At 66.6% G+C, this 19,374-nt stretch carries 14 protein-coding genes; 11 read left to right on the top strand and 3 right to left on the bottom strand.

Translation table 11 applies throughout. The annotated features are described in order from the left end of the window. Nucleotides 1-11 precede the first annotated feature (11 nt). Nucleotides 12-1,622: a sensor histidine kinase gene (locus tag M0G41_RS06540; RefSeq protein ID WP_248206706.1), complete on the bottom strand. Its 1,611-nt coding sequence runs from the start codon at nucleotides 1,620-1,622 to the stop codon at nucleotides 12-14. A 179-nt stretch (nucleotides 1,623-1,801) separates the two neighbouring features. Between M0G41_RS06540 and sucC the strand changes: the two genes are divergently transcribed. The 7 genes from sucC (at nucleotide 1,802) to M0G41_RS06505 (ending at nucleotide 11,373) form a co-directional block, all read left to right on the top strand. Beyond that, complete coding sequence (gene sucC / locus M0G41_RS06535) at nucleotides 1,802-2,962, top strand: ADP-forming succinate--CoA ligase subunit beta (protein ID WP_248206704.1); 1,161 nt, start codon at nucleotides 1,802-1,804, stop codon at nucleotides 2,960-2,962. A gap of 32 nt (nucleotides 2,963-2,994) precedes the next feature. Next, the gene (gene sucD, locus M0G41_RS06530; RefSeq protein WP_248206702.1) at nucleotides 2,995-3,867 is read left to right on the top strand and encodes a succinate--CoA ligase subunit alpha; all 873 of its coding nucleotides are present in this window, start codon (nucleotides 2,995-2,997) and stop codon (nucleotides 3,865-3,867) included. 175 nt (nucleotides 3,868-4,042) lie between these two features. Next, the gene (locus M0G41_RS06525) at nucleotides 4,043-6,019 is read left to right on the top strand and encodes an acyltransferase family protein (RefSeq protein WP_248206700.1); all 1,977 of its coding nucleotides are present in this window, start codon (nucleotides 4,043-4,045) and stop codon (nucleotides 6,017-6,019) included. Nucleotides 6,020-6,067: 48 nt separating this feature from the next. Further along, entirely contained in the window at nucleotides 6,068-7,678 is a 1,611-nt protein-coding gene (locus M0G41_RS06520) for an NAD+ synthase (RefSeq protein ID WP_248206698.1), read from the top strand. Between the two features lie 153 nt (nucleotides 7,679-7,831). Continuing rightward, on the top strand, nucleotides 7,832-9,592 hold the full coding sequence (locus M0G41_RS06515; RefSeq protein WP_248206696.1) for a hypothetical protein: 1,761 nt from the start codon (nucleotides 7,832-7,834) through the stop codon (nucleotides 9,590-9,592). 33 nt (nucleotides 9,593-9,625) lie between these two features. After that, nucleotides 9,626-10,786 (top strand): glycosyltransferase family 2 protein, encoded by a 1,161-nt coding sequence (locus M0G41_RS06510; protein WP_248206693.1) that lies wholly within the window; start codon nucleotides 9,626-9,628, stop codon nucleotides 10,784-10,786. Beyond that, complete coding sequence (locus tag M0G41_RS06505; RefSeq protein WP_248206692.1) at nucleotides 10,783-11,373, top strand: class I SAM-dependent methyltransferase; 591 nt, start codon at nucleotides 10,783-10,785, stop codon at nucleotides 11,371-11,373. Before M0G41_RS06510 ends, M0G41_RS06505 begins: the two co-directional genes overlap by 4 nt. A 78-nt stretch (nucleotides 11,374-11,451) precedes the next feature. Here the strand turns inward: M0G41_RS06505 and M0G41_RS06500 are convergent, their stop codons facing one another. Then, nucleotides 11,452-12,321, bottom strand: a complete 870-nt coding sequence (locus M0G41_RS06500; protein ID WP_248206689.1) for an outer membrane protein assembly factor BamD — start codon at nucleotides 12,319-12,321, stop codon at nucleotides 11,452-11,454. Between the two features lie 80 nt (nucleotides 12,322-12,401). Here M0G41_RS06500 and rluD point away from each other — a divergent pair, with 80 nt between their 5' ends. The 4 genes from rluD to M0G41_RS06480 all read left to right on the top strand — a co-directional run bounded on the left by rluD (nucleotide 12,402) and on the right by M0G41_RS06480 (nucleotide 18,327). Further along, entirely contained in the window at nucleotides 12,402-13,400 is a 999-nt protein-coding gene (rluD, locus tag M0G41_RS06495; protein ID WP_425511233.1) for a 23S rRNA pseudouridine(1911/1915/1917) synthase RluD, read from the top strand. Between the two features lie 25 nt (nucleotides 13,401-13,425). After that, nucleotides 13,426-14,202 (top strand): peptidoglycan editing factor PgeF, encoded by a 777-nt coding sequence (pgeF, locus tag M0G41_RS06490; RefSeq protein ID WP_248206909.1) that lies wholly within the window; start codon nucleotides 13,426-13,428, stop codon nucleotides 14,200-14,202. A gap of 119 nt (nucleotides 14,203-14,321) precedes the next feature. Beyond that, nucleotides 14,322-16,904 (top strand): ATP-dependent chaperone ClpB, encoded by a 2,583-nt coding sequence (gene clpB, locus M0G41_RS06485; RefSeq protein ID WP_248206687.1) that lies wholly within the window; start codon nucleotides 14,322-14,324, stop codon nucleotides 16,902-16,904. Nucleotides 16,905-17,037: 133 nt separating this feature from the next. Continuing rightward, on the top strand, nucleotides 17,038-18,327 hold the full coding sequence (locus M0G41_RS06480; protein ID WP_248206684.1) for an APC family permease: 1,290 nt from the start codon (nucleotides 17,038-17,040) through the stop codon (nucleotides 18,325-18,327). A 121-nt stretch (nucleotides 18,328-18,448) separates the two neighbouring features. On the opposite strand, the gene bla is transcribed toward M0G41_RS06480, so the two are convergent. Beyond that, nucleotides 18,449-19,360: a class A beta-lactamase gene (bla, locus tag M0G41_RS06475; protein ID WP_248206683.1), complete on the bottom strand. Its 912-nt coding sequence runs from the start codon at nucleotides 19,358-19,360 to the stop codon at nucleotides 18,449-18,451. Nucleotides 19,361-19,374: the final 14 nt, after the last annotated feature.

The raw sequence follows: 19,374 nt of genomic DNA, 5'->3' as shown, positions 1-19,374 counted from the left end.
CGGTGTTCGGCTCAGACGATCCGCAGTGGGCGGGAGAGGACGATGCGGAAGCAGCTGCCCCCCTCGGGTGCCGGGCGGTACTCCAATACTGCCTGATTCGCCTCACAGATCTGCCGGGCGATGTAGAGCCCAAGCCCGCTGCCCATGTCGTGGGTGGTGAAGAAGGGTTCGAAGATCCGCTCGGCCTGCTCCGGGCGAATGCCCGGGCCACGGTCGGTGACCTCGATCAGCGGCGTCGCCTGGTCGTCGTCCAGCCTGGCCCGCAGGCGCACCTCGGCCGGGGCGCTGCCACGGCGACCGTGCCTGAGCGCATTGCCGAGCAGCGCGGTCAGCACCTGGTGCAGCTGCTGCCCGTCGAAAATCGCCGTGATCGGACGCTGCTCGATATCGGTTTCGATGGCACCCGCCTCAAGGAAGTGTTCGCGGCAGAACGTGCCGAGGAAGTCCTCCAGCCATTCGCAGATCTCGAGCACCTCCGGTCGTGAGGCCTCGCGGCGGGACAGGGCCAGAACGTTGTTGATGATCCCGTTCACGCGCTGGCTCTGGGTCACGATGATCTGCAGCAGCTGACGGTCGCCGTCCGGCAGCGCTTCGGATTCCTCCAGCAGCTGGGCGGCGTGGCTGATCGCGCCGAGCGGGTTGCGGACCTCGTGGGCGATGCCGGCCGACAGTCTTCCCAGCGTGCTGAGCGTCAGCTGCTCGGCGCGTCTCGAGACCAGCTCACTATCGTCGAGGAAGACCAGCAGCAGGTCCTCGGAGGTGCCCAGCCGGGCGATCCGCGGGACCACATCGGGGCGGTCGCTGCGCAGCTGCAGCGCCTGCGGCTCCTGCTGCGGATCGACGCGCCAGGAGGTGATGTGCCGGGAAAGCGCCGGGCACAGCACCTCAAGGCGTTTCTCGGAGGGGTTCGGCTCGCCAAGCAGGTGCCACGCGGTCTCGTTGGCAAGACGCACGCGGTGCGCGGCATCGACGACGATCACGCCGGAGCGCAGGCGGCGGATGATCAGATCGTTGATCTGCGCGAGGCTGGCGGCCTCGGCGCCGCGCTCGGCTGCGAGCAGGGCGCTTTCGCGCAGGCTGCGGCCAAGGATGTTGCACAGTGCGGCGACCGCCATGTAGGTAACCGCCAGCATCGCCGTCTCGGATGCCCTGGTCTCGCCGAGGCCGAGCACGGCGGTCACCAGGTACTCGAAAACCACGCCGACGGCGGCCAGCGTGGCGAACAGGAAGCCCCACCGGAACGGCAGCAACAGCGCGCCCGCGCCGACGTTGACGATGAGCAGCAGGGCGATGCCGAGGTCGACGCCTTCGAGCGCCGCCCGCATCAGCAGGGCGGCGAGAATGTCGACACCCAGTCCGAGCAGCACCTGATGGGTGAGCTTCAGCCGCGAGCGGGTGGCGATCAGCAGGAATACCGCCGACAGCACCAGATAGGTCAGGCAGACCACCTGGGCCAGCACCGGCTGCACCAGTCGAGCCAGCGACAGCCCGACCGGGCTGAATACGACGAGCGCGATCAGCGCGGCCTGGAAGCAGCGGTACAGGGTGAAGAAGTAGAGTTCGCGCTGCTGGGCATCGCGATCGAAGCGGCCGGGCGTCCGGCGTGTGGGGGAAAGCCGCATCCCGGCAGGTTAGCCGAAGCCCGGACCGGGCGGGGTGCCCGCCACGCTCAGGCGCTGTCGCTTTGCCTTTGGCGACGCCCTTCGCCACAATACCGCGGCCCTATGCCGGCACCGCCCGGGCTGCGCTGTGCGCGCCCCTTCCGGTCGACCGGTCTTCCCCTACCGATTCCAGGTGCAGCATGAACTTTCACGAGTATCAGGCCAAAGAGCTGTTCGCCGAGTACGGCATTCCGGTTCCGGCCGGGCGTGTCGCGCAGACCCCCGACCAGGCCGTCGAGGCCGCCAAGGCGATTGGCGGCGAGCAGTGGGTGGTCAAGGCCCAGATCCACGCAGGCGGCCGCGGCAAGGCCGGAGGTGTGAAGCTGGTCAAGACCCTCGACGCCGTCCGCGATGCCGCCGCCGGCATGCTCGGCACGCGCATGGCCACCTACCAGAGCGGCGGCCGCGCCCTGCCGGTCGATACCGTGCTGGTCACCGAGGCCACCGACATCGGCAAGGAGCTGTACCTGTCGATGCTGATCGACCGTGCCTCGAAGGCGATTTCCTTCATCACCTCGGCCGAGGGCGGCGTCGACATCGAGAAGGTCGCCGAGGAAAACCCCGACGCGATCCAGAACCTGCAGGTGCAGTTCGTTCAGGGCCTGCAGCCGTTCCAGTGCCGGCAGGTCGGCTTCGCCATGGGCCTGAACGCCAAGCAGGTCAACCAGCTGACCAAGATCATGATGGGCCTGTTCCGGCTGTTCAACGACAAGGACCTGGCCCTGGTCGAGCTGAACCCGCTGGCGATCACTGCCGCCGGCGATCTGGTCGCCCTCGACGGCAAGATCAACTCCGACGACAACGCCGGTTTCCGCCAGCCCAAGCTGGTGGCGATGCGCGACAAGGCGCAGGAAGACGAGCAGGAGGCCGAGGCCGCCCAGCACGACCTTAACTACGTGACCATGGATGGCAACATCGGCTGCATGGTCAATGGCGCGGGCCTCGCGATGGCCACCATGGACGTGATCAAGCTCAACGGCGCCGAGCCGGCGAACTTCCTCGACGTCGGCGGCGGCGCCACCAAGGAGCGCGTGACCGAAGCCTTCAAGCTCATCCTCGCCTCGGACAAGGTCAAGGCGATCCTGGTCAACATCTTCGGCGGCATCGTGCGCTGCGACATGATCGCCGAGGGCATCATCGCCGCGGTCAAGGAGGTCGGGGTCAAGGTGCCGGTGATCGTTCGCCTGGAAGGCACCAATGTCGACAAGGGCAAGGAGCTGCTGAAGAACAGCGGTCTCGCCCTGATCCCCGCAGACGATCTGAACGACGCGGCCAAGAAGGCCGTGGCCGCGGTGGCCTGAGCCCGCCCGATCGACGACCACAGGAATTCACCATGAGCGTATTGGTCAACAAGAACACCAAGGTCATCGTCCAGGGCTTCACCGGCCAGCAGGGCACCTTCCACGCAGAGCAGATGCTCGAGTACGGGACGAAGGTGATGGGCGGCGTCACCCCCGGCAAGGGCGGCAAGGACCACATCGGCCTGCCGGTCTATGACACCGTGCAGGACGCGGTCGACGACACCGGCGCCGATGCCTCGGTCATCTATGTGCCGCCGCCGTTCGCCGCCGATGCCATCCTCGAGGCGGCCGACGCCGGCATCCGGGTCATCGTGGCGATCACCGAGGGCATCCCGGTGCTCGACATGCTGCGCGTCAAGCACGCGCTGGCGCACTACGACGAGTGCTGGCTGATCGGCCCGAACTGCCCCGGCATCATCACCCCGGGCGAGTGCAAGATCGGCATCATGCCGGGGCACATCCACAAGCCGGGCAAGGTCGGCATCGTCTCGCGCTCCGGCACCCTGACCTACGAAGCGGTCAAGCAGACCACCGACGCCGGCCTCGGCCAGTCGACCTGCATCGGCATCGGCGGTGACCCGATCCAGGGCATGAACTTCATCGACGCCCTGCAGATGTTCCAGGACGATCCGCAGACCGAGGGCATCATCATGGTCGGCGAGATCGGCGGCAGCGCCGAGGAAGAGGCCGCAGAGTTCATCACCGAGTACGTCACCAAGCCGGTGGTCGGCTTCATCGCAGGCGCCTCGGCGCCTCCGGGCAAGCGCATGGGCCATGCCGGCGCTATCGCCTCCGGCGGCAAGGGCACGGCGGCTGGCAAGTTCGCCGCGCTGGAGAAGGCCGGGGTCACCACCGTGCGTTCGCCGGCGGATCTCGGCAAGGCGCTGGTTGAGAAGATGAAGTGATCGACGGGCCTGGAATGTCCGGGCAACTGCTTTACCGTTCGAGTTTGTGCCGCGCGGCCCGTTCCCCTTGGAACGGGCCGTGTCGCATGGGTTGATAGATGGCCAGGACGATTCATTGCTTCGGGCCGGGCCCCCTGGCGGGGCTGGCGCCGCAGTGAGCGCTCACGCGTCTTCCATGAACCGGCTTCCATTCCAGCCCGAGGTCGAGGGGCTGCGCGCATTGGCCATCCTCGCCGTGGTCGTCGGCCACGCTGGCGTGCCGTTCCTGCAGGGCGGATTCGTCGGGGTCGACCTGTTCTTCGTGCTCTCTGGCTATCTGATTACCGGGTTGCTGGTGGCGGAACTTTCCCAGTCGGGAGGCGTGCGCTTCGCTGAGTTCTACGCACGCCGCTTCCGTAGGCTGCTCCCCGCATTGCTCGTCATGCTCGGCGTCGTCGCGTCACTGGCTACGATTCTTCTCGCGCCTGGAGAGCAGATTGCGCAGGCGCGCACCGCGGCCTTCGTGCCGTGGTGGCTTACCAACATGCGCTTTGCATTTGCCGAACTGGACTACTTCGGGCACGGCGCGGAGAGTGAGCTCTTCCTGCATACCTGGTCTCTAGGCGTCGAGGAACAGTTCTATCTGGTTTGGCCCCTGTTGCTCTGGTTCCTCTGGTCGCGCGCCGCCGCCGCTGAGGACAGCCGGGTGTCGCAGCTGGTCCGCACCCTGGTCCTGTTGCTGCTGGTCTCCCTGCTCGCCAGCCTCCTGTTGGCCCTCCATAGCCGGGACCTGGCCTTCTACACCGTCTTTTCTAGAGCGTGGCAGTTCGCGCTCGGCGGTATCGTCTTCCTTCGCGGCCATCGGCTGCTGACGAACTTGGCAGCGCGTCTCGAAAGGCCGCTGACCGCGGTTGCATCGTCCCTATGCATGATTGGCACGCTGTTCGTCGTTGGCTCGGTCGCGATGCTGGGGCGGGGCGAGCAGTACCCAGGGCTGTGGGCGACTGGACCGTCTCTTGGTGCGGCATTGATCCTGCTCTCCGCTCAGCATGGTGTAGGCTTCCTGCCTGGCCTGCTGCGTTCCTCCGGCGCTCAATGGCTCGGGCGCATGTCCTATGGTTGGTATCTTTGGCACTGGCCGGCACTGCTGCTCGCTGACGCCGCGCTCGGCGACCTCCATTGGGGCTTCCGTCTGCTCGCGGCGGCGGCCGCCTTGCTTCCGGCGCTGCTCTCGTACCATTGGGTCGAGCACCCCGTGCGTCATGCCCGCTGGCTGGACCTTCGCCCGGCGGCGGTCGTCACGACTTCATTGCTGCTCATGGCGATCGCGACATTCGCGGCGCTCCAGTGGCGTGACTCAGCCCAGCGTTGGGCTGCAGAGCCCGCGCAGGCGTCACTCGCAATGGCGGCAAGGGACCTCCCCTCGATCTACCGACTCGGTTGCGACGATTGGTACCGATCCGCCCGCATCCTGCCGTGCGTCGCGGAGGACGAAGGCTTTTCAAGGACCGCCGTCATCCTGGGAGACAGCGTGGTTCTGCAATGGTACGAAAGCCTGCGCGCAGCGTTTCCTGCGCCGACGTGGAGGCTCGTCGTGCTGACCAAGTCAGCCTGCCCAATGGTCCACGCGCGATTCTACTACCCCAGGCTGGGGAGGCCGTTCTATGAGTGCGAGGAGTGGCGGCAAGGCGTCGTGGGCTACCTGACTTCGCTGTCCCCAGATGTGATCGTGACTGGCTCCGGGGCCTCCTACGATATCTCCGAGGACGAATGGATCGCCGGGTCCATGCAGATGCTTGCAGCTCTCTCACAAACGGCAAGGCAAGTCGTCCTACTCCAGCCGACCCCCGTTCTACGCGAGGATCCGCTTGTCTGTCTGGCGCGTCGTGAGTGGCGCCCGAAATGGCTGGGCGGCGCGTCCTGCCGACTCCAGCCGAGTGACGAGTCCATTGCACCGGAGCTGGCTGCAAACCGCGAAGTCGCCGATGCCATGCCCAGCGTCACGATCCTCCATCTGAACGACCTCGTGTGCAACGAGATGGACTGCCGGGCCGTCCGCTCCGGCACGCCGGTCTACCGTGACACGCAGCATCTCTCCAGTGCATACGTGGAGGCGTTGTCTCCGGTTGTCGCGCAACGCCTGCGAAACATTCTGGAACTGGAAGAGGAATAGCATGGGGCGAGAGGCGCGCGAGGGCCAGAAGTGTCCGGGGCTCTGCCAATGAGGCTGGCACTCGCCCAAACGGATTTCCCGGTCGGCCAGGTTGGGGCGAATGCAAGCCGCATCGTCGAGCTCGCGTGCCAGGCGCGTGACCGGTACGGAGCAGCGCTGATTCTGTTCCCGGAGTTGGCCTTGTCCGGATACCCCCCTGAGGATCTGCTTCTTCGTCCGAGCTTTCTCGCCGCCTGCGAGGATGCCCTCGCGGATGTCGCCCGCCGTGTCGAGGGCATCGTCGTCGTGCTGGGGCATCCCGAGTCGCGCGGCCCTGCGGTGTACAACGCGCTCAGCGTGCTGCGCGACGGACGGATCGAGGCCACATATCGCAAGCGCGAGCTGCCCAACTACGCCGTATTCGACGAGCGTCGCTACTTCGCCAAGGGCAGCGAGCCGGTGGTGGTGGACGCCGGTGGGCTGCGCATCGGCCTGCTGGTCTGTGAGGACCTGTGGTTCTCGCGGCCGCTGCGCGAAACGGTCGAGGCCGGCGCCGATCTGGTGCTGGTGTCGAATGCCTCACCCTACGAGGCGGACAAGCCGCATGAGCGCGACGAGGTGCTGGCGCGCAGGCTCTCTGAACACCCGGTTCCGCTTGCCTACCTGAATACCGTCGGCGGCCAGGATGAGCTGGTGTTCGATGGCTGCTCGGTGCTGGCCGACCGCGACGGCCACCTGCACCCGGCGGCGGTGGACTTCGAGGAGGCCCTGCTCCTGGCCGATCTCGACCCCGTCAGTGGCAAGTGGACAAGGGCAGCCTGGCCGGAGGCCGGCGACGAGACCCGTTTCGCATTGACCTGGGGCGCCCTGGTACGTGGCACCCGCGACTATCTAGGCAAGAACGGTTTCCGTCGCGCCCTGGTCGGACTTTCCGGGGGCATCGATTCGGCTCTCGTGCTCGCCATCGCGGTCGATGCACTGGGGCCTGAGAATGTGCTCGCCGTGCGGCTGCCCTCGCGATTCACCTCGGATCTCAGCAACGACCTCGCCGCCGTCCAGGCCGACACGATGGGGGTTCGGCTGGAGACCCTGTCTATCGAGCCGGCCTTCGAGGGGTTCCTGGGCGCGCTCGGGCCGATGTTCGCGGGCCGCGAGGCCGACGTCACCGAGGAGAATCTGCAGTCACGCTGCCGTGGCGCGATGCTGATGGCCTTGTCCAACAAGTTCGGCCACCTGCTGCTCACCACCGGCAACAAGAGCGAGTACGCGGTCGGCTACGCGACCATCTACGGTGACATGTGCGGCGGCTACGCGCCGCTCAAGGACGTCTACAAGACCGAGGTCTTCGAGCTGGCCCGCTGGCGCAACCGCGACGGCGAGGTCATCCCGCAGGCGGTGATCGACCGCCCGCCCAGCGCCGAGCTGCGCGAGAACCAGAAGGACGAGGACTCGCTTCCGCCCTACGAGGTGCTGGATGCCATCCTGCAGCGATTCATCGACCGCGAGATGTCGCGTGCCGAGATCATCGCCGAGGGCTTCGACGAAGCCACGGTCATGCGCGTGGCACGGCTGGTATTCATCAACGAGTGGAAGCGGCGCCAGTCGGCGCCGGGCCCCAAGGTGTCGCGGCGTGCCTTTGGCCGCGAGCGGCGCTACCCGATCACCTCGGGGTGGAGTTGAAGCGATGAGCTGCAGTCCGGATCGAGGGCTCCTTGATTCCGGTGGCCGCCGCGCCATCGGATGTGGCGCAGAACTCCCGCTGCGGAACGCATGACGGAGTCGTTCGCGTCCGGTCCGAGAGCTGGGGCGACAGGGCTCTTTCGGGCTGCTTCCGTGGCGGTCGTTCTTGCTACCGGGTTGTTCGGAAGCCTTACCTTCCTGCCTTCGGTGCAGCTGATCGGCGAGTACGGGTTCCTGGGTGCGGACTCCTTCTATCACGCCCTGCGGATCATGGGGGCTACGGATTCTGGCTGGGTTCCCAGGGAGTTCGACACGCAATCCTACGTGCCCACGGGTCATCTGGTGGCGTGGCCCTGGCTGTACGATTCGCTGATGTCTCTGGTTCTGGGCCTGTTGCGCATTGCAATGCCCACACAGGATCCGGCGATGCTTCTTGGGGCGGTTCCCCCAGCCTTCTTCCTGTTGAACGGAGCCTTGATCCTGCTGATCTCAAAGCAGGCGGGGTTGGCACCCTCACTGCGGCTTCTGGCGCTGCTTCTGTTCTGTTGGTCGCCCAACGTGCACTTCGTGCACGGATTCGGACACATCGATCATCACTTTGCGGAAACCACATCCGTGTTGTGTGTCACTTTGGCGACGATGCGATGGTTCGATTCCCCGGATTCGAATCTTCAAGGAATCCTCTGCGGTGTTGCGCTTTCCGTTTCGCAGGGCATCGCCACTTCGCTTATCGTCCTGTTCGCGCCGGTTCTGCTTCTTTTTGGAGTGGTGTGGTGCAGGGGGCGTTCCGGTGACTTCGCCCAGAGCGCCAGATACTTCGCCGCCTCTATGCTTGTCACGCAGACGCTGCTGCTCCTCCCCTCCCAGGCCTTCCTGGAGCTGAAGTTCGCCTACTACTGGTTCTCGTGGTTCCATCTTGCAGCAAGCATCATCGTCGCTGTGCTCGTTGGCGCAATGGCGGCAAGCAAGCCCTCGCCCAGGACTATTCAAGGCCTGACCCTGCTTGCCTGTTTGGCCTTGTTGCTCTCAGGCACACAGATCATGAAGGGGATGACCTACCTTTCGGGAGACCTGCCTCTCTATGAAGGGATTCTGGAAGTTGAATCCGTGTATGCGTCGCTGACTGGCGGATCGTTCTGGATCACCGTAGCCAGGTACACCCCTCTTCTCCTTCTGACGCCATGGATCGGGTTCCAGCTGTCCAAGGCGCTCGCAACCGAGCCAAGAGTTGACGGGCGAGCTGCAATGGCCTGCTTCGCGTTATTGGGTCTGGCGCTGGCGATGGCGCAGTACAGGTTCAACTATTTCGCATACCTGGGACTAAGCGTTGGCGCAGCATGGATGTTGTTGCGGTACCAGGTTGCAGAAACGGGGAAGCTCCGATGGCCGGGCACGTTGCTGGCGTTGAGCTTCGCCCTCGCGTGCATCCCGGGCTGGCGATTGCACGCCACAGCGAAACCGTTGGCCGGCTCCGTGGAGTTCTCCTCGGTGTATCCGATCTATCTCAGCCTTCGTCAAGTATGCGCAGACCGCCCTGGAACTGTCCTTGCGCGTTGGGACCACGGACACTACGCTCGCTACTTCAGCCGATGTGGTGTGCTCGCGAACAACATGGTCGTCACGCCTGTCCAGACGCGTGGGGCATTGCAGGTGATGGATCGCTTTCGCAAACCCGCTGCCGCGCTGCCTGGGAGCGAACCTCGAATCTCCTATGTGCTAGTTCATAACAGTAGGCTTGCAAGCAGCTCGGCCACCGAGTTGCTGGAGGAGGGAGTCCTGGAGCCACTGGAGGCCGAACTGTTCTCTGATCGGCTTCCGGAAGGTTTCTCTCTCGTGGCGGAGCACCGTGTGCCGCTTCGGGATGGATCGCTCCGGCCGATCGCCAGAATCGTCGAGGTTTCTCGGAACAATTAGATGACAGGTGAAGAACGCGCTGGTTCACCGGAGATGGAGCTGAGCATCGTCCTGCCGTGCCTCAACGAGGCCCGAACGCTTGTTGGGTGCATAGAAGAGGCCAAGTCGTTTCTTGCGGAAAGCGGAATCGTCGGGGAGGTCGTGGTTGCCGACAACGGAAGCAGCGACGGCTCGCCTGCACTCGCCCGATCCTCGGGAGCACGCGTGGTGGATGCCAGAGAGCGCGGGTACGGTAGCGCGATCATGGCTGGGGTGTCGGGAGCCCGCGGTCGATACGTGGCGATCGGGGATGCAGACCAGAGTTACGATTTCTCCTCTCTTGCCCCCTTCATCAATCGGCTAAGAGATGGTGCAGACCTGGTCGTGGGAAACCGATTCCTGGGCGGTATCGAAAGACGAGCGATGCCACTTCTTCACAGATACCTCGGCAACCCAGTCCTCAGCTTCATCGGGCGCCTGTTTTTCCGGGTCGATCTGGGGGACTTCCACTGCGGTCTCAGAGCCGCCAATCGGCGGAGGCTTCTTGACCTGGCTCTGGCGACCAAGGGGATGGAGTTTGCGAGCGAGATGATCGTGAAGGCAGCTCTGGCCGAGTACAGGATCGAAGAGGTGCCGACGAAGCTTCGCGTCGATGGGCGTGACCGTAGGCCCCATCTCCGCACCTGGTCAGACGGTTGGCGCCACCTCAGGTTCCTGCTCTTGTTCTCACCCCGGTGGCTTTTCTTCTACCCGGGCCTCGTGGCAATTGCGGCAGGGCTCGCGGGCCACATCGTGCTTCTGATGGGGCCCGTCGGCGTAGTGGGGGTCGAGCTTGACGTTCACACGCTTCTCTACACCTCAGCCAGCATGCTCGGCGGGGCCCAGGCGGTCTTTTTCGGAATTTTTGCAAAACTATTCGGCCTCTACTCCGGCACGCTCCCTCCCGATCCGCGATTTGAACGCGCGGTTGCCCGCGTCCCCTTCGAGTCCTGGTTGGCACTCGGCGCGCTGCTCTCCGTTTCTGGGTTCGCGCTTAGCCTTTGGGCGTTGTTCACCTGGGGCCAAGAAGAGTTTGGAGGCCTGGTTCCATCCGACATGATGAGGGTCACGATTCCTGCGGTGACGATGTTTCTCATGGGCCTGCAGGTGGTGCTCGGCGGGTTCATGATGGGCGTTCTTCGCCTTGACCGCCAAGGCTGGGGAAGCGCGAGATGATCGGCTGGCTACACGGCTCGCTCGTCCTGAGTCGTCGCAGGAATGTGCTCGCGTCCCGGCTGTCCTCCCTGATTCCGACAGGTTCGAAAGTGCTGGACATCGGGTGCGGTAGCGGTGAGGTCGCTGCCGAGATTCTGGAGCGACGCCCCGATCTGTCGATCTCCGGCGTGGATGTTCTGGTGCGGCCTCAGACGGCAATCCCGGTCGCCGAGTTCGACGGCGAACACATTCCCCTGCCCGATCGGTCGGTCGACATCTGCATGTTCGTCGACGTTCTCCACCACATCGAGCAGCCTCGGCGATTGCTGGAAGAGGCCGCCCGCGTCAGCAAAGGCGGCCTGCTGATCAAGGATCACGTGCTCGATGGCCCCCTAGCCCGGGCAACCCTGTCGGTCATGGACTGGGTGGGCAACGCCAGATTCGGCGTCGCATTGCCCTACAACTATCTCACTGCTCCGGACTGGAATGAACTCCGTGAGTCGCTGCGGATGAACGAGACGGCCCGGGTAGGAAGACTCGGACTCTACGGGCCGGTTGCCGGGCTTCTCTTTGAGCGCAATCTGCACTTCATTGCGCGCTGGGAGTAGCAATGGCCAGCAGCTTGGCAGCCCCCTCCGGATCCCCGGTGGTCGGCTGGAGCAGGCGTGAGGCTGAAGGGGGGCGCTTCAGCTGCCGCGGCGCTCGTCGCCGAAGGGCAGCAGTTTGCGCCACCAGCCACCTTGGCGGGGCCAGCCGCCGGTGAGGTACGGGTGCTGGGGATCATTGGCTTCGAGCACGCGGACGGTGTCGTCGGCGAGGGTGTCCTGTCCGAGCTGGCGGTAGCTTTCGGCCATGACCGCCAGGGCATCCGACTGGTAGCGTGATTGCGGGTAGACCTCGATCAGGTACTGGCCGCGCTTGAGTGCTGCGACCCAGGCCTTGCGGCGCAGGTAGTACTGGGCGACGTTGATTTCGTGGCGGGCAAGGCGGTTGCGCAGGTAGACCATGCGCTGGCGGGCGTCGACGGCGTAGCGGGTGTCAGGGAAGCGCCGGATGACTTCGGCGAAGTCATTGAAGCTCTGGACGTTGAAGGCCTGGTCGCGCTGGGTCGCGTCGATGCCGACAAGACGGTCCAGCGCGGAATTGCCGCGCTCGAAGTTGATCAGGGCCTTGAGATAGAAGGCGTAGGCCACCTTGTCGTGCGCCGGATAGGTGCGGATGAACCGGTTGATGGTGGACAGCGCATCCTCCGGCTCGTTGTTGCGGTGCTGGGCATACGCCAGCTCGAGCTGGGCCTGCTCGGTGTAGGGGCCGTAGGGGAACCGGGCGATCAGGCGCTGGTAGTAGCGCGTCGCGCGGCCCAGATTGCCGCCGACCAGGGCGCTTTTGGCCTCGGCGTACATCTGGTCGACCGGCAGGGTTTCCAGCGGGTCTTCCTTCTGGAACCACTTGCAGCCGGCCAGCGAAAGGGCCAGCAGGAACAGGCAGCCGATCCGGGCCAGCGAGGGCAGGGCGGTACGCGGTGCTGGGCGGAGCAGGCCTTGATGGTGGATCATGTTCTACCGAGTCGATGAGCGCCGGGGGCGGCTCGAAGCGGGCGATGATAGCCCAAAGCCGCCGCGGGCCTCCATTAAGCATGACTGATGTGAACGATCACCGAACTGGTTCCACCCCGATTTCCCTGGTCCAGGCCGAAGCCCGCGTGGGATCCGCGCAGGCCGGACTGCGTCTGGACCAGGCCGTTGCCGAGCTGTTTCCCGAGCACTCGCGCTCGCGCCTGTCCGGCTGGATCAAGTCCGGCGAGTTGACCGTGGACGGAGTCACCGCCAAGCCGCGCACCCCAGTGGCCGAGGGCGCCGTCGTGCGGCTGGCCGCCGAGGTGGCCGTCGCCACCCGCGACCGCTCGGAGCCGATCGCGCTCAAGCTGCTCTTCGAGGATGAGCATCTGCTGATCGTCGACAAGCCGGCCGGACTGGTCGTGCACCCGGGCGCCGGCAACCGCGACGGGACCCTGGTCAATGCGCTGCTGCATCTGGATCCCCGCCTTGAACAGCTGCCCCGCGCGGGCATCGTCCACCGGCTGGACAAGGACACCAGCGGCGCCCTGCTGGTGGCGCGCACGCTGGCGGCGCACACCGCCCTGGTGGCCCTGCTCGGTGAGCGCGGCATCCACCGCCAGTACGAGGCCGTGGTCAATGGCAACGTGCTGGCCGGCGGGACGGTGGACGCGCCGCTGGACCGCCACCGCAGCGACCGTCTCAAACGCGCCGTTACTGACTCCGGCAAGCCCGCCCGTACCCACTACCGGGTGCGCGAGCGCTTCCGTGCCCACACCCTGGTCGAGTGCCAGCTGGAAACCGGGCGCACCCACCAGATCCGCGTGCACATGCAGCACATCCGCTTTCCGCTGGTGGGCGACCCCCTGTATGGCGGCAGCCTGCGCCTGCCGCGACAGGCGACGGAAACCCTGGACAGCACCCTGCGCGGCTTCCGTCGCCAGGCCCTGCATGCCGAGCGTCTGGGTTTCACCCATCCGATCACCGGCGAGGAAGTCCTGGCCGAGGCTCCGCGTCCCGCGGACCTTGCCGCCCTCATCCTGGCCCTGCGCCAGGATCGCGAGCGGCATGCCGACTGAGGGCATCCGGCGGCCGCTCGGCCGGATGCTCGACCGCCAGGTGCGGGAGTCGGTGCTGCTGCGCGCCGACTGGCCAGCGCCACCCGGCGTGGTTGGACTGAGCACCCTGCGTCGAGGGCTGCAGGTCGGTGAATCGCAACCGCCCTTCGACAGCTTCAACCTCGGTGACCGCTGTGGGGACGACCCCGCCGCGGTCGCCCACAACCGTGAGGCGCTGGGCTGGGTCGCCGAGCTGCCCGCGGCGCCGCGCTGGCTGCGCCAGGTGCACGGCGATCGGGTCTGGCGCTTCTGCCGCGGCGACGCCCGGGCCGAGATCGAGGCGGATGCCGCGGTGACTGCGGACCCCGGCGAGGTGCTCGCAATCCTGACCGCTGACTGCCTGCCGATCCTGCTCTGTGCCGAGGATGCGTCCGAGGTGGCGGGCATCCACGCCGGCTGGCGCGGGCTGGCGGCGGGCATCGTCGAACGCGGGGTCGAGGCCATGCGCGCAGCGCCCGAACGCCTGATGGCCTGGATCGGTCCGGCGGCAGGCCCGCAGCGTTACGAGGTCGGAGCCGAGGTGCGCGAGGCCTTTACCGCCGCCTCGTCCGAGGCCGAGGCAGCCTTCGCGCCGACCCGCCCCGGTCACTGGCTCTGCGATCTGCCGCGGCTTGCCCGCCAGCGCCTGGCTGCGGCCGGCGTAGGGCGCGTGTACGGCGGCGGGCACTGCACGATCTCCGACCCCGCCCGCTTCTACTCGCATCGCCGCGACGGGCGTAGCGGACGGATGGCGACGCTGGTCTGGATCCAGCCTCACGATTGAACAGCGCGTTAGCGCCGGAGTTTGAGCGCAGTCAAGCGGCGTCTTGAATCCCGGCGCGATCATCCGCACATCTAGCCCATCGGCGGTCCCGGCGACCGCCCCCTGATCGAGGCAGACCGATGCGGATGGACAAGTTCACCTCGCGCTTCCAGCAGGCCCTGGTCGATGCCCAGAGCCTGGCTGTGGGCCGCGACCACAACCTGATCGAACCGGCGCATCTGCTGGTGGCCCTGCTCGACCAGCAGGGCGGCTCGACCCGGCCGATGCTCTCGCAGGCCGGGGTAAACGTGGCGGCCCTGCGCCAGCGCCTGGGCGAAATGCTCGATGCCCTGCCCAGGGTCAGCGGCCAGGAAGGCAATATCAGCCTGGGCAATGATCTCGCCCGCTTGCTCAACGTCGCCGACAAGCTGGCCCAGCAGCGCGGTGATCAGTTCATTGCCAGCGAGCTGTTCGTGCTGGCCTGTGCCGAGGACAAGGGCGCGCTTGGGGATGCGCTGCGCGCGGCCGGCGCGAACAAGGCCACCGTCGAGCGCGCCATCGAGGCCCTGCGCGGCGGTGACAAGGTCAGCGATGCCAATGCCGAGGAGGCACGGCAGGCCTTGGAGAAATACTGCATCGACCTCACTGCGCGCTCGGAGAAGGGCAAGCTGGATCCGGTGATCGGCCGCGACGAGGAGATCCGGCGCACGATCCAGGTGCTGCAGCGGCGGACCAAGAACAATCCGGTGCTGATCGGCGAACCGGGCGTCGGCAAGACCGCCATCGTCGAAGGCCTGGCCCAGCGCATCATCAACGGCGAGGTGCCGGAAGGTCTGAAGAACAAGCGCGTGCTGTCGCTGGACATGGGCGCGCTGATCGCCGGCGCCAAGTTCCGCGGCGAGTTCGAGGAGCGCCTGAAGGGCGTGCTCAACGATCTCGCCAAGCAGGAAGGCCAGGTCATCCTGTTCATCGATGAGCTGCACACCATGGTCGGCGCCGGCAAGGCCGAAGGCTCGATGGACGCCGGCAACATGCTAAAGCCCGCCTTGGCGCGCGGCGAGCTGCACTGCATCGGCGCGACCACGCTGGACGAATACCGCAAGTACGTCGAGAAGGATGCCGCGCTGGAGCGCCGCTTCCAGAAGGTGCTGGTCGGTGAGCCCAGCGTCGAGGACACCATCGCCATCCTGCGCGGCCTGAAGGAGCGCTACGCCGTTCACCACGGGGTCGAGATCACCGACCCGGCCATCGTTGCCGCGGCGACGCTGTCGAACCGCTACATCGCCGACCGCCAGCTGCCGGACAAGGCCATCGACCTGATGGACGAGGCGGCCTCGCGCATCCGCATGGAGATCGACTCCAAGCCCGAGGAGATGGACCGCAAGGAGCGCCGGCTGATCCAGCTGAAAATCCAGCGCGAGGCGCTGAAGAAGGAGAAGGACGCCGAGTCCAAGCAGCGCCTGGCCGACCTCGAATCCGAGATCGGCTCGCTGGAGCGCGAGTACAACGATCTGGAGGAGATCTGGAAGGCCGAGAAGGCCGCGGTCAGCGGCACGGCGAAGATCAAGGAGCAGATCGAGCAGCTGAAGACCGAGCTGGAGGCTGCGCATCGCCGGCAGGACCTGCAGCGCGCCTCGGAGATCCAGTACGGCCAGCTGCCGCAGCTGGAGAAGCAGCTCGCCGCGGCGGCCGAGACCGAGCAGAAGGGCTTCAAGCTGCTGCAGCAGAAGGTCACCGCCGAGGAGATCGCCCAGGTCGTCTCGCGCTGGACCGGCATTCCGGTCAGCAAGATGCTGGAAGGCGAGCGCGACAAGCTGCTGCGCATGGAAGAGGCCCTGCACCAGCGGGTGGTCGGCCAGGACGAGGCGGTCAAGGCGGTCAGCGATGCGATCCGTCGCTCGCGCGCCGGGCTGTCGGATCCCAACCGGCCGAACGGCTCATTCCTGTTCCTCGGCCCGACGGGCGTGGGCAAGACCGAGCTGTGCAAGGCATTGGCCGAGTTCCTGTTCGACTCGGCCGACGCCATGGTTCGCATCGACATGAGCGAGTTCATGGAAAAGCACAGCGTGGCGCGGCTGATCGGTGCGCCCCCGGGCTATGTTGGCTATGAGGAGGGCGGCTACCTCACCGAGGCCGTGCGCCGCCGGCCGTACAGCGTGCTGCTGCTCGACGAGGTCGAGAAGGCCCACCCGGACGTGTTCAATGTGCTGCTCCAGGTGCTGGACGACGGCCGCCTGACCGACGGCCAGGGCCGCACCGTGGACTTCCGCAACACGGTCATCGTGATGACCTCGAACCTCGGCTCGCAGCTGATCCAGGAGTTCAGCGACGACAGCGAGGAGAGCTACACCAAGATGAAGGCGGCGGTGATGGGTGTGGTGCAGGCGCATTTCCGCCCCGAGTTCATCAACCGTCTCGACGAGCTGGTGGTGTTCCATCCGCTGGGCAAGGAGCAGATCCGCGCCATTGCGAAGATCCAGACCGGATACCTCGCCACCCGCCTGGCCGAGCGGCAGATCCGGTTCGAGATCAGCGACTCGGCGCTGGCCTTGCTCGGCAATGTCGGCTTCGATCCGGTGTATGGCGCGCGGCCGCTGAAGCGGGCGATCCAGCAGCAGGTCGAGAACCCGCTGGCCCAGCAGATCCTCGCCGGCGAGTTCGTTCCCGGCGATGCCCTCCTGGTCGACGCCCACGGCGGCAAGATCGTATTCCGCAAGCAGTAGCACGCAGCACCTCGTGTAGGAGCCAGCTTGCTGGCGATCATTCCGGTTGGAAGACCATTCGCCAGCAAGCTGGCTCCTACGTAACGGGTTGAGGGCGCTTGCGCGAAGCTCGGGCCCATGCGCTACTCGGCGCATGACGCCTGCCAACGATTCCCCGACGCCTTCCTCACTGCCGCGCACGCTGGGCGTGTTCGGCCTCTGGCTGCTGGTGCTGAACGGAATGATCGGCGCCGGCATCTTCGGCATTCCTGCCGAGGGCGCGCGGCTGGCCGCAGGCTGGAGCCCCTGGCTGTTCCTGGCGACTGCCGTGCTGATCGCGCCGGTGATGCTCTGCTTTGCCGCGCTGTCCAGCGCCACCCTGGAAAGCGGTGGACCGGCCCGTTATGTGCAGATCGCCTTTGGCCGGCAGGCCGGGTTCCAGGCGGGCTGGGCGATGTACATCGCACGGATGACCGCCTTCGCCGCCAACCTCAACCTGCTGCTGGCTGCGCTGGCCTATTTCATCCCCGGCGTCGCAGAAGGTGCGGGACGCATGCTGGCGCTGGCCGCGCTGGTGACACTGCTGGCCCTGCTCAACATCATCGGTGTGCGCCGGGCCATGCAGTCTTTGGCCGCACTGACCGCGGGCAAGCTGCTGCCCCTGCTGGCCTTGGCCGTGCTCGGGCTGTTCGCGCTGCCCGACGCTGGTCAGCCGCCGCCGCTGCCGGCGCTCGGCGAGGTGTCCTTCGGTGCGGCCCTGCTGCTGATGATCTACGCGTATGTCGGGTTCGAATCCGGCCTGATCCCCGGCGGCGAGGCGCGGGCGCCGCAGCGCGACATGCCGCGGGCCCTGCTGGCCTCGCTCGCGGTATGCGCGGTGCTGTACGCGGTGCTGCAATGGGCCTGCATCGCGCTGTTGCCGAATCTGCCCGAGACCCAGCGTCCGCTGGTGGCCCTTGGCCAGCAGTTGCTCGGGCCGTTCGGCGCCACCCTGATCCTGGCCGCCATCGTGATGTCGGTGGGCGGCAACCTGCTTGGCTCGATGTTCTCGGTGCCGCGCATCACCCATGCCTTCGCCGAGCAGCGACTGGTGCCCGGGGTCTTCGGCGTCGTGTCCGGGCGCTTTCGCACGCCCTGGTTCTCGGTGCTGGCCTACGCCTTCCTCTGCTGGGCGCTGGCGGCCAGCGGCAGCTTTGTCTGGCTGGCCTCGCTCAGCGTGCTGACGCGATTGCTGATCTATCTCGGCTGCATCGCCGCCATGCCGGCGGTGGCACGGCAGGCGCCGGCGGATGCCTGGCGCCTGTCCGGCGGTCCGGTCGTCCCGGTGCTGGCGGCGCTGTTCTGCATCGGGCTGCTGACCCAGGTGTCGCTGCAGTCGGTGCTGGCGACGGCGGCCCTGCTGGCGGCGGGCACGGTGCTTTACTGGCTGGCGCGGCGGGGGTAGCTGGGCTCCAGTGCTCTGCCGCGTCCGTTCGGGCTTCGATACCTCAGCCCGAACGGTGGGGAGGGTGTCGCGGGCGGCAGGTGGGGCGCGCGGCTTCGTGCCGGTGTGCGGGTCTGGAAGATCAGCCCGCGCTGGCGACCAGCCGGCCCACCTCGGCCAGCACGGCTTCGTCTTGCGGGCGCGTCTTGGGGTAGTAGCCGTCCGCCTCCCAGTAGGCGGCAATGACCAGGGGCGGTAGTCCGGGCCGCCAGACCACGGCGACGTCGTTGTGCTTGTTGGCCATGCCCGAGGCGACGCCGGTGCCGGTCTTGTCGCCGACCTCCCAGTCCGCCGGCAGGCCGGCGCGCAGGCGGCGCAGGCCGGTGCGGGTTTCGATCATCCAGGACTTCAGCGTGGCCTTCGAAGCCTCGTCCAGCAGGTCGGTGGTAAACAGGCGATGGACGGTTTCGGCCATGGCCCGCGGCGTGGTGGTGTCGCGCACCTCGCCGCTAGGTACGAGGTTCATCTGCGGCTCGATGCGGTCGATGCGGGTGATGGTGTCGCCCAGTTCGCGCAGCTTTTCGGTGAAGCCCTCGGGTCCGCCAAGCTCGCGCAGCAGCAGGTTGGCGGCCACGTTGTCCGAGGTGGTCTGGGTGGCGTGGGCCAGCTCGCGCAGACTTAGTGCGCCGGCGTCCAGATGCTTCTCGACCACCGGGGCGTAGGGCACCAGGTCGGCCTTGCCGAAGCGGATCGGCCTGTTCAGGTCGATGCGTCCGTGCTGGGCCTCGCGCAGCACCACGGCGGCCAGCAGCAGCTTGAAGGTCGAGCACAGGGCAAAGCGCTCGTCGGCGCGGTGGCCCGCTTGCGGAATCCCGTCGAGGCCGACGACCTGCACGCCGAGGCGTCCGCCATGGGCCCTCTCCAGCGCAGACAGGGCCTCGCCGAGCGACGTTGTGGCGGTGCCGGCGGCGCGGGCGGTGGGCAGGGGCAGGGCGGCATACAGCGCGCTGGTGGCGAGGAAGGCCAGCAGGTGGCGGCGATGGGGCTGGTGCACGGCGGACTCCATTC

It is taken from the genome of Pseudomarimonas salicorniae (assembly GCF_023156535.1).
GTDB lineage: Bacteria > Pseudomonadota > Gammaproteobacteria > Xanthomonadales > Xanthomonadaceae > Pseudomarimonas > Pseudomarimonas salicorniae.
The sequence above is the reverse complement of the archived record's forward strand: the minus strand, read 5'-3'. Positions and strand labels throughout refer to the sequence as shown.